The organism is Kitasatospora sp. NPDC001159 (assembly GCF_053598235.1).
This window is the reverse complement of sequence record NZ_JBSFJV010000008.1, coordinates 130,150-140,305: the sequence shown is the minus strand read 5'-3', so window position 1 is coordinate 140,305 and position 10,156 is coordinate 130,150. Positions and strand designations below refer to the sequence as shown.

Here is a 10,156-nt window from a genome sequence, read left to right as displayed (position 1 = left end):
GGCGAGGATGGCCGCCTCGCCCCGGTTGAGGATCGGGGTGCCGGTGTCGACGCCGAAGACGCCGACGTTGGTGTCCACCGGACTGTCCACGGTCCGGGACCGTTTACCGTCCGTCCGCCCGCACGCCGTAAGGTGGCCCCATCATGGCTTCGAAGACATTCGAGGAGCTCTTCGCCGAGCTCCAGCAGAAGGCCGCCACCGGCGACCCCTCGTCCTCCCGTACCGCGCAGCTCGTCCAGCAGGGCGTCCATGCGATCGGCAAGAAGGTCGTCGAGGAGGCCGCCGAGGTCTGGATGGCCGCCGAGTTCCAGTCGGACGAGCAGACAGCTGAGGAGATCTCGCAGCTCCTGTACCACCTTCAGGTGATGATGATCGCCCGCGGGCTGACGCTCGACGACGTCTACAAGTACCTCTAAAAACCCTCAAGCTCCCCGAGCACACCCCTCCCAACAGGTAAGGAAGCAACCTCCCATGCTGCGCATCGCCGTCCCCAACAAGGGTTCTCTCTCGGGTCCCGCGGCGGAGATGCTCCATGAGGCCGGCTACCGCCAGCGGAAGGACCCCAAGGAGCTCGTACTCGTCGACCCGAACAACGACGTCGAGTTCTTCTTCCTGCGCCCGCGCGACATCGCCGTCTACGTCGGCTCCGGCCGCCTCGACGTCGGCATCACCGGCCGCGACCTGCTGCTGGACTCGCACTCCAACGCGGAGGAGGTGCTCGCCCTCGGCTTCGCCGGGTCGACCTTCCGCTTCGCCCGCCCCGAGGGCGTGGACGTCGAGGACGTGAAGGGCCTGGAGGGCCTGCGGATCGCGACCTCCTACACCGGTCTGGTCGAGCAGCACCTGGCCGACCACGGCGTGAAGGCGACGGTCACCAAGCTGGACGGCGCGGTCGAGACCGCGGTGCAGCTGGGTGTCGCCGACGTCATCGCCGACGTGGTGGAGACCGGCACCAGCCTGCGCAACGCGGGCCTGGAGGTCTTCGGCGACCCGATCCTGATCTCGGACGCCGTGGTGATCCGCCCCAAGGGCGCGGGCGAGGACCCGCGGGTGGAGCAGTTCCTGCGCCGCCTGCAGGGCGTGCTGGTGGCCCGCCGCTACGTGCTGATGGACTACGACATCCGCGCCGAGAAGGTCAGCGCCGCCGTGGCGCTGACCCCGGGCCTGGAGTCGCCGACCGTCTCCCCGCTGCACACCGAGGGCTGGGTGGCCGTCCGCTCGATGGTGCTCCGCAAGGAGGCCCAGCAGATCATGGACGACCTGTGGGGCATCGGCGCCCGGGCCATCCTGGTCACCAACATCCACGCCTGCCGCCTCTGACCTGCCCGAACGGGCCGCCCGGAAGGCGGGCCCCGGCGACCTGCCCGTCAGGCCACGAGTAAAGAACGGTTCAATAGGGGCGGGGACGCCGACCAGCGTCCCCGCCCTTCGCCGTCGGCACACCGCGTGCCGCACGCCGCCACCAGAACCACCGGAGACCCCACGTGTCCACGCCGCCCGTCCAGTTCCCCGTCACCTGGGCGCCCCGCCGTACCCGCGCGGTCCTGCTGCCGGTCTGCGCCCTGCTGGTGGTGCTGTTCGCCGTGCTGGCCCTGCTGCTCCCGGCGAACTGGCAGCTCAACGACCGGATCATGATGATCGTCAGCGGTGTGCTGTTCGCCTGCGTGGGCCTGATGCTGGCCCGCCCCCGGGTGACCGCGGACGCGGAGGGCGTGACGGTGGTCAACTTCGTCCGCAGCCGCCGGCTCGCCTGGGCCGAGATCGTCCGGATCAACTTCCGCCAGGGCGACCCGTGGGCCACCCTCGACCTCTCCGACGGCACCTCGCTCGCCGCGGTGGGCATCCAGTCCGGCGTCGGCAAGGCCCAGGCGATCGCGGACGCCCGCGCGCTGCGCGACCTGGTCGAGCACCACGCCCAGGTCTGAACCGGACCGCGACCCGGGCTGGACCGCGACCCGGGCCGGGCGGCACGAGGACCTGCGATTCCGCGGCCCAACGGGTCCCGAACACGCCTCCTACCGTCGCCCCGGTATGGTCTACGCTGGTAAAAGCAGGGCAAAACTTCAGTCCTGCCCGCAGGTTATCCGACAAGAGCCCGACCTGACTCGAACCGACCTGAGGAGTGACACTTCCCCTCGATGGACGATCCGTCCAGTAGTACCTGCGCCGCCTCGCTTCCGACGGCCGGAAGGCAGGCGGCACTGTGATCACCGCCTGGCTGCTGTTGTTCGCAGCCTTCCTCCTGATCCTCGCCAACGGCCTCTTCGTGGCCGCCGAGTTCGCCTTCGTGACCGCCGACCGCGGCGCGGTGGAACGTTCCGCAGAGGCCGGAGACGCCAGGTCCGGCCGGGTCGCCAGGGCCCTGCGGCACCTCTCCTTCGAACTCTCCGGCGCCCAGCTGGGCATCACCGTCACCTCGCTGGTGGTCGGCATGCTCGCCGAGCCTGCGCTGTCGACCCTGCTGCGGCCCGTGATGTCGGGCGTCGGCGTGCCCGACTCGGTCGCCCGTGGCGCCGCCGTGGTGATCGGCATGGTGCTGGCCACCGTCGTGCAGATGGTGATCGGCGAGCTGGTCCCGAAGAACTGGGCGATCGCCCGCCCGCTCCAGGTGGCCCGCTCGGTCGCCGCCCCGCACATGGCCTTCTCCTTCGCCTGCCGCCCGCTGATCAGCTTCCTGAACGGCACCGCCGACAAGACGGTCCGGGCCTTCGGCATCGAGCCGCAGGAGGAGCTGGACCACGCCCGGACCCCGGCCGAGCTGGTCTCGCTGGCCCGCCACTCGGCCGAGGCCGGCGCGATAGACGAGGAGTCGGCGACCCTGTTCGTCCGCACCCTCGGCCTCGGCGAGCTGACCGCCGAGTCCGTGATGACCCCGCGAGTCGACGTCTCCGCCCTCCAGCGCGACGCCACCGCGTCCGACGTCATCAACCTGACCCGGGCCACCGGCCTGTCCCGCTTCCCGGTCTACGCAGACAGCCTGGACGAGGTCACCGGCATCGTGACGCTCAAGGACGCCCTCGCCGTCCCGGCCGCCCGGCGCGGTCTGGTGAAGGTCGGCGAGCTGGCCTCGCCGCCGCTGCTGGTGCCCGAGACCCTGCCCGCCGAGCGGCTGCTCGACCAACTGCGCCGCCTCCAGCCGATGGCCATCGTGGTCGACGAGTACGGCGGTACCGCCGGCGTCGTCACCGTCGAGGACATCGTCGAGGAGATCGTCGGCGAGGTGCAGGACGAGCACGACCCGGCCGACCGCCCCGAGCTGCTCCCGCTGCCGGCCGTCAACGGCCTGCCCGCCTGGGAGGCCGACGGTCGCGCCCGGCTCGACCAGCTGGAGGCCATCGGCCTGAACGCCCCGGACGGCCCGTACGAGACCCTGGCCGGCCTGGTGGCCGACCTGCTCGGCAAGCTTCCCGACGTGGGCGAGCAGGCCGGACTGCCCGGCTGGCGGTTCACCGTGACCGGCGTCGACCGGCACCGCACCAGTCAGGTCCGGGTGGAGCGAATCTCCGCGCCCGCGCTGTTCGGCGAGGACGAGGAGGGCGCCCGATGATCGTGCTGCAACTGGGCCTCGCCCTCCTGCTGCTGCTCGGCAACGCGTTCTTCGTCGGCGCCGAGTTCGCCGTCGTCTCGGTGCGCCGCAGCCAGATCGAGCCGCTCGCACAGGCCGGGCACAAGCGCGCCCGCACCGTGCTGCACGCACTGTCCAACATCTCCGCGATGCTGGCCGCCGCCCAGCTCGGCATCACCGTCTGCTCGCTGGGCCTCGGCGCGCTCGCCGAGCCGACCATCGCCGCGCTGCTGGAGGGCCCGTTCCACGCGATCGGCGTCCCGGCTGGCCTGATGCACCTGCTCTCGTACGGGATCTCGCTCGCCCTCGTGGTCTTCCTCCACATGGTGATGGGCGAGATGGTGCCGAAGAACATGGCCATGGCCGGCCCGGAGAAGGCCGCGCTCTGGCTCGGCCCGCCGCTGGACCGGCTGGCCCGCTGGCTTGCCCCGGTGATCTGGCTGCTGAACGCCTTCGCCAACGGCGTGCTGAAGCTGTTCCGGGTCGAGGCCAAGGACGAGGTCGAGTCGGTCTTCACCACCGAGCAGCTGATGTACCTGCTGGTCGACTCCCGGGACGCCGGCCTGCTCGACGAGGAGCGCCAGGAGCGTCTGGAGGACGCCCTGGAGATGGGCCGCCGCCCGGTCACCGACGTGCTGTTGCGGCCCGAGGAACTGGTCACCGTGGACCCGAAGGTGACCGCCGCCGAGGTCGAGGAGCTCTCCCTGCGCACCGGTTTCTCGCGCTTCCCGGTCACCGACGGCGACCCGGCCGGCCGCGGCTACCTCGGTTACCTCCACCTCAAGGACGTCCTCGACGTGGAGAACCCGTCGGCGCCCGTCCCGGCCCGGCTGTGGCGGCCGATCACGGTGCTGCGCGGCGGCCTCCCGCTGGACGACGCCCTCGGCGCGATGCGTCGGGCCGCCTGCCACCTGGCCGCGGTGCGGGACCAGGACGGCCGCACGGTGGGCGTGGTGATGCTGGAGGACGTGCTGGAGGAGCTGGTCGGCGAGATGCACGACCCCGACCACCGCACCACCGCGTAGCACACCCCGTTCGGGGCACCTCCGGTCAGTACACCTCCGTTCGCTGACGGCGTGTCCGCCCGTGGCGATTCCGCCCAGAGCGTTCAGCGGTTCCCATGCCGGCCACTCTCGGAGCAGGGTGGTCGGCATGAGACTTCTCCTGCTGGGTGGAACGAAGTTCGTCGGACGCGCCATCGCCGAGGAGGCCCTGGCCCGCGGATGGGAGGTGACGGCCCTCAACCGCGGCACGCAGCCCGCGCCCGAGGGCGTGCGGGTGCTGGTGGGCGACCGTACGGCCGAGGACGGCCTCGCGGCGCTCGCCACGGGGGAGTGGGACGCGGTGGTGGACACCTGGTCCTGGGCCCCGGCGGCGGTGCGCGACAGCGCCCGGCAGCTGTTCGGCCGGGTCGGCCACTACGCGTACGTCTCCAGCCGGTCGGTGTACGACTATCCGCTGCGCGCCGGGGCGGACGAGACGGCGCCGGTGGTCCCCTCCTCCCCGGACCTGACCGGTGAGGTGGCCTACGCCGAGGCCAAGCGCGGCGCCGAACTGGCCCTGGAAGCGGAGTACGGCGGGCGCGCCCTGCTGGTCCGCGCCGGGCTGATCCTCGGCCCGTACGAGAACATCGGCCGACTGCCCTGGTGGCTCAACCGGATCGCCCGCGGCGGCCCGGTGCTCGCCCCCGGCCCGCGCGACATGGCGCTGCAGTACATCGACGGCCGTGACCTCGCGATCTGGACCCTGGACGCGGTCGCGGCCCGCCTGGCCGGCCCGTACAACGTGGTCAGCCCGGCCGGCCACGCCACCATGGGCGGGCTGCTGGCGGCCTGCGTCTCGGCCACCGGTGCGGACGCCGAGCTGCGCTGGACTGACCCGGAGCGGATCATCGCGGCGGGTGTCGAGCCGTGGACCGAGCTGCCGATCTGGCTGGCGCCGGGCGACCTGTACGACTTCCTGCACGGCGCCTCGGTCGCCCGCGCGGTCGCCGCCGGGCTGCGCTGCCGCCCGGTCACCGAGACGGTCGCGGACACCTGGGCCTGGCTGCGGTCCATCGGCGGCGACGCCCCGCAGCGCGCCGACCGGCCGAACGTCGGGCTCGACCCCGAGCGCGAGGCGAGGCTGCTGCAGGGGTGAGGGGCCGCGGGGAGCTGTTCGGGGCCTGTCTTTCGGGTTTCGGCGGACCCGGCAAGGACCTGAGAGACAGGCCCCCTAGCCCCGGCCGTCGATCAGCTCCCCGTAGGCCTGCACCAGGTCCGGCAGCCGCAGCGTAGCCAGGTCCTCCCGGCCTGGCGGCTCGCGCAGCAGCGACAGCCGCAGGTCCCGGTAGGCGCAGGACTTCTCGTACAGGGTGCGGATGAACCGGCCGTTGCCCAGCTCGTCGATCCAGTCCTCGCGCACCACGTGGGCGCAGATGCTGGACAGCTCCTCGGCGGCGTCCTCGTCCCAGCCGTCGCCGTCCCGGCCGGCCAGCGCCGCGCCGATGGCGGTCAGCTCGTTGGGGCGGTAGCTCGGGAAGTCGACCCGGGTGGTGAACCGGGAGTTGAGGCCGGGGTTGGTGGCGAGCAGCCGGTTCATCCCCTCGGGGTAGCCGGCCAGGATCACCACCAGCCGGTCCCGGTTGTCCTCGGCCCGCTTCAGCAGCACCTGGAGCGCCTCGTCGCCGTACGCGTCGCCCTTGGTGTAGCCGGAGTTGGAGAGGCTGTACGCCTCGTCGATGAACAGCACGCCGTCCAGCGCGGAGTCGATCAGGTCGTTCGCCTTGACGGCCGTCTGGCCGAGGAACTCGCCTACGAGGTCGGCTCTTTGCGCCTCCACCAGGTGGTCGCCGGAGAGCAGGCCGAGGGCGTGGAAGACCCGGCCGAGGATCCGGGCCACGGTGGTCTTTCCGGTGCCGGAGGGGCCGGAGAAGACGAAGTGCCGCTTCGGCGGCTGGACCGGCAGGCCCTGCTCGGCGCGCAGCCGGCTCATTCTCAACTGGGCCGAGAGCGCCCGCACTTGGCGTTTGACCGGCTCAAGGCCAACCATCAGCGAGAGTTCGGCCAGTGCGGCGTCCAACTCCCGTTCGTCGCCCTCCGGCTGGGCGCATGCTGGGGCGGGCGCGAGGCGGGGCTGTGCCTCGCCGCGGACCGGCAGTGGCACGGGTGCGGCGGGGCCGGCCGGGGAGCCCGAACCGGACCGCGCCCCGGCCGCCTGCGGCGCCCCGTCGGCCGTCGGCCCGCTCGGAGTGCCGTCCGACACGCCGTCCACCAGGCTCGCGTCCAACGAGGGCCCGCCTCCCGGTGCGGCGGCCCCCGTCCCGAACTCCTCGCCGTAGAGCGGCCCTTCGACGTACCCGGTGTCGTCCTGGTACCCCGGGTCGCCGCCCGCCCCGGCGGTCTCCAGCCCGCCCGAGCGCCCGCCCGTTAGCAGCCCGTCCGCGAGCGCGTCCTCCGCCGCGATCGCCGCCAGCCGGGCCGCGGTGTCCATGAAGGCCGGATCCGCCCGGTGCACCGCCCGGTACAGCGGCAGCGCCGCCGCGCTGCGCCCGGCTCCCTCGTACGCCCGGGCCAGCCAGTAGCGCAGCTCCTTGCGCTGCGGCTGCTCGGAGCGGCAGCGCGCCAGCGAGGCGGCCAACGGGGCCTGCGCCTGGGCGCACATGTCCAGCCGCACCCGCGCCATCCCGGTGAACAGCCCGGCCTCGATGCCCAGCAGCGGGTCGTCCAGCAGGTGGTCGGTGTCCCGGATCAACTGCTCCCAGTCCTTGAGCAGGTAGGACCGGCAGGCGTACAGGAACTGGGCGGACGGGTCCTCGCTGGGCGCCGGGCACTGCTCCAGCGCCCGGTCCAGCTCGGCCAGGTGGCGGCCGTCCAGCCAGTGCGAGGCGTGCGCCAGCGCGAGGTCGCGGGCGTCCTCCAGGACGGGCTGCACCCACCAGCCCAGCCAGTACCAGGAGCTGAGCGGGCGCCGGTGCAGCCGCCGCTGTTCGCCGAAGCGCTTCTGATGGCGGTACATGGCCAGCAGCGCCGCCGAGGTGTCGCTGCGCAGCGCGTGCAGGCCGAGCCAGGCGTCGGCCATGCCGGGGTCCAGTCGGACGGCGGCCCGGAACTCCTCCTCGGCCCGGGCGTAGGCACCGGCCGTGTAGGCGTCCATGGCGCGCAGCCAGGCGCGGTCGGCGAGCCGGTCCGGGCCGCCCGCCGTGCTGTCGGAACTGTCCACCGTCGTCACTCACGCCCCCCGCGGTGTGGCCCGGGGCTCGGCCGGCGGTTCGCCTGAGCGCGGCCGGGCCGGTGGTCGGTAGCCCCCGGGGCGCATATGCGCCTGCCAGGAATCGTACCGGCGCAGGGCTGATCCGGAAGGGTGCCGCACAGGGTCAAATGCGATCGCGCACGCGGTCGTTGAGCGGTCGGATGGCTGAAACACCGAGGTGTGCCGACGGCGGGACGCGCTGCGGGAGGGGACCGGACGGCGCCCCCGGCTCACGGGGGAACAAGCCGGGGGCGCCGGGTCCGAGGCGGCCGGAACGCTGCGTTCCGGCGGCTGAGGAGAACCTAGATCCTGGTGATGTCGCAGGTCAAGGGCTTGTTGAAGGTTCACCGACGGTGCCCGGGAGGATCCGCCCGGTCACCCCGTCCACGCGCGTGGCGGCGTACGGGCGGCTCGGGTCGGCGGCGAAGTGCGCCGCCTCCGCGCGCGCCCAGCCCGCCCAGAACTCAGCCAGTTCCGGACCGTCCCGCTCCTCGCCCCGCCGACGGGCCGCGACGGCGTCCAGTTCCATCCAGATCACCCGGGCCAGCCGGGGCCGCACCTCCCGGCGCCCGGCACCGACCCCCTCCACCAGCACCACCGGGGCGGCCGGCACCGCGGCGGTGGTCGCGAAGCGGCGCAGCGTCCAGTCGTACACCCGGTACGCGGCGTCCCGGCCGGCCGCCAGCGGCTCCAGCACCTGCTCGTGCAGCCGCCCGGTCCACTCGAAGGGCTCGGTGTGGGTGGCCAGGTCGTCGAGGTGGACCACCGGAGCCCCGTCGAGCGCCACCGCCAGCAGCCCCGCGAAGGTGGTCTTGCCGGAGCCCGCGTGCCCGTCCACCGCGACCAGCCGCACCGGCCCGCAGGACGGCGGCAGCGCCCGCAACTCGGCGGCGAGCGAGATCAGTGCGTCGCCGGTCGCGGGCGGACGACGGGAGGGGAGGGTTCCGAAAACAGCCACAACGTCAACCCTACGGTGCCGTAGCCCACCACTGCGGACAGTTCATCTGTGCTGGTCGTGACGGCGGCGCGGGTTTCGGGCATACTCGCTTCGCCACGCCTGTGAACGGCCGTTCACCGAAACCCGGTGCCGGTCGGGCCGACCTGCCACACCCGCGCCGGACCAGCCGACACCCTCGGTCCGGCGCCCGATCGAGGAGGCGACCGCCGCCATGACCCCGTCCCCCGTGAAAGCCGTGGAGCGCCAGCTGCCGAGCGAGGAGGCCCGCGAGCTGCTGAGCCTCACCCGGGACCTGGTCCAGCGCGAACTTCAGCCGCGTGCGGCGGAGGACGAGGCCGCCGACCGCTTCCCCCGGGAGGTCTTCCGCACCCTCGGCGAGGCCGGCCTGCTGTCCCTCCCGTACGACGAGAAGTACGGCGGCGGCGAGCAGCCCTACGAGGTGTACCTGCAGGTGCTGGAGGAGCTCGCGGCCGGCTGGCTGGCCGTCGGCCTCGGCGTCAGCGTGCATACCCTGTCCTGCCACGCGCTGGCCACCTTCGGCACCGACGAGCAGCGCGACAAGTGGCTGCCCGGCATGCTCTCCGGTGAGCAACTCGGCGCCTACTGCCTCTCCGAGCCGCAGTCCGGCTCGGACGCGGCCGCCCTGCGCACCCGCGCCGACCTGGACGGCGACGAGTACGTCGTCAACGGCACCAAGGCGTGGATCACCCACGGCGGACAGGCCGACTTCTACAGCGCCCTGGTGCGCACCGGCGTCGACGGCCCCAAGGGCATAAGCTGCCTGCTCGTCCCCAGTACCCAGCAGGGCCTGTCGGCCGCGCCGCCGGAGCACAAGATGGGCATGCGCTCCTCGCCGACCGCCCAGCTGCACTTCGACGGCGCCCGGGTCTCCCGCGACCGGCTGATCGGCGAGGAGGGCCAGGGCTTCCAGATCGCGCTCGCCGCGCTGGACTCCGGCCGCCTCGGCATCGCCGCCTGCGCGATAGGCGTCGCCCAGGCCGCGCTCGACCTCGCGGTGGACTACGCCCGCACCCGGCGCCAGTTCGGCCGTCCGATCGCCGAATTCCAGGGTCTGTCCTTCATGCTCGCCGACATGGCCACCCAGATCGAGGCCGGCCGCTCGCTCTACCTGGCCGCCGCGCGGCTGCGGGACGCGGGCCGGCCGTTCTCCAAGGAGGCGGCGATGGCCAAGCTGTTCTGCACCGACACCGTGATGCGGGTGACCACCGACGCCGTTCAGGTGCTCGGCGGCTACGGCTACACCCAGGACTTCCCGGCCGAGCGCTTCATGCGCGAGGCCAAGGTGCTGCAGATCGTTGAGGGCACCAACCAGATCCAGCGACTGGTGATCGGCCGGCACCTCACGAAGGGCTGACAGGCCTTCCCCGATACGGCCTCCGGCC

At 72.8% G+C, this 10,156-nt stretch carries 9 protein-coding genes and 1 pseudogene; 7 read left to right on the top strand and 3 right to left on the bottom strand.

Features of this window, described 5'->3' with window-relative positions; all coding sequences use genetic code 11:
* A pseudogene (locus ACWC9T_RS07050) lies at positions 1 to 72 on the bottom strand (2-oxo acid dehydrogenase subunit E2); the annotation flags it as partial.
* Positions 73 to 143: 71 nt separating this feature from the next.
* Here ACWC9T_RS07050 and ACWC9T_RS07045 point away from each other — a divergent pair.
* From ACWC9T_RS07045 to ACWC9T_RS07020, 6 genes are all read left to right on the top strand, one after another.
* Entirely contained in the window at positions 144 to 416 is a 273-nt protein-coding gene (locus tag ACWC9T_RS07045; protein ID WP_097238956.1) for a phosphoribosyl-ATP diphosphatase, read from the top strand.
* A gap of 55 nt (positions 417 to 471) precedes the next feature.
* Complete coding sequence (gene hisG / locus ACWC9T_RS07040) at positions 472 to 1,320, top strand: ATP phosphoribosyltransferase (protein WP_449820029.1); 849 nt, start codon at positions 472 to 474, stop codon at positions 1,318 to 1,320.
* Positions 1,321 to 1,484: 164 nt separating this feature from the next.
* Complete coding sequence (locus ACWC9T_RS07035; RefSeq protein ID WP_449820028.1) at positions 1,485 to 1,925, top strand: PH domain-containing protein; 441 nt, start codon at positions 1,485 to 1,487, stop codon at positions 1,923 to 1,925.
* 278 nt (positions 1,926 to 2,203) lie between these two features.
* Entirely contained in the window at positions 2,204 to 3,547 is a 1,344-nt protein-coding gene (locus ACWC9T_RS07030; protein WP_449820027.1) for a hemolysin family protein, read from the top strand.
* Entirely contained in the window at positions 3,544 to 4,590 is a 1,047-nt protein-coding gene (locus tag ACWC9T_RS07025) for a hemolysin family protein (RefSeq protein ID WP_449820026.1), read from the top strand. The genes ACWC9T_RS07030 and ACWC9T_RS07025 overlap by 4 nt, the downstream gene beginning before the upstream one ends.
* A gap of 127 nt (positions 4,591 to 4,717) precedes the next feature.
* A complete protein-coding gene (locus ACWC9T_RS07020; RefSeq protein ID WP_449820025.1) occupies positions 4,718 to 5,704 on the top strand; it encodes an NAD-dependent epimerase/dehydratase family protein in 987 nt (328 codons plus the stop codon).
* Between the two features lie 75 nt (positions 5,705 to 5,779).
* Here the strand turns inward: ACWC9T_RS07020 and ACWC9T_RS07015 are convergent, their stop codons facing one another.
* Together ACWC9T_RS07015 and ACWC9T_RS07010 are read right to left on the bottom strand one after the other, a co-directional pair.
* Complete coding sequence (locus ACWC9T_RS07015) at positions 5,780 to 7,699, bottom strand: AAA family ATPase (RefSeq protein ID WP_449820032.1); 1,920 nt, start codon at positions 7,697 to 7,699, stop codon at positions 5,780 to 5,782.
* A gap of 421 nt (positions 7,700 to 8,120) precedes the next feature.
* The gene (locus ACWC9T_RS07010) at positions 8,121 to 8,753 is read right to left on the bottom strand and encodes a uridine kinase family protein (RefSeq protein WP_449820024.1); all 633 of its coding nucleotides are present in this window, start codon (positions 8,751 to 8,753) and stop codon (positions 8,121 to 8,123) included.
* A gap of 211 nt (positions 8,754 to 8,964) precedes the next feature.
* On the opposite strand from ACWC9T_RS07010, the gene ACWC9T_RS07005 reads away from it, so the two are divergent.
* Positions 8,965 to 10,128, top strand: coding sequence for an acyl-CoA dehydrogenase family protein (locus tag ACWC9T_RS07005; RefSeq protein WP_449820023.1), 1,164 nt, complete (start codon positions 8,965 to 8,967; stop codon positions 10,126 to 10,128).
* Positions 10,129 to 10,156 lie beyond the last annotated feature (28 nt).

Coding starts and splice junctions, on each gene's coding strand:
- ACWC9T_RS07005 (WP_449820023.1), top strand. CDS start 8,965: ATGACCCCGTCCCCCGTGAAAGCCGTGGAGCGCCAGCTGCCGAGCGAG.
- ACWC9T_RS07025 (WP_449820026.1), top strand. CDS start 3,544: ATGATCGTGCTGCAACTGGGCCTCGCCCTCCTGCTGCTGCTCGGCAAC.
- ACWC9T_RS07020 (WP_449820025.1), top strand. CDS start 4,718: ATGAGACTTCTCCTGCTGGGTGGAACGAAGTTCGTCGGACGCGCCATC.
- ACWC9T_RS07045 (WP_097238956.1), top strand. CDS start 144: ATGGCTTCGAAGACATTCGAGGAGCTCTTCGCCGAGCTCCAGCAGAAG.
- ACWC9T_RS07015 (WP_449820032.1), bottom strand. CDS start 7,699: ATGGACGCCTACACGGCCGGTGCCTACGCCCGGGCCGAGGAGGAGTTC.
- hisG (WP_449820029.1), top strand. CDS start 472: ATGCTGCGCATCGCCGTCCCCAACAAGGGTTCTCTCTCGGGTCCCGCG.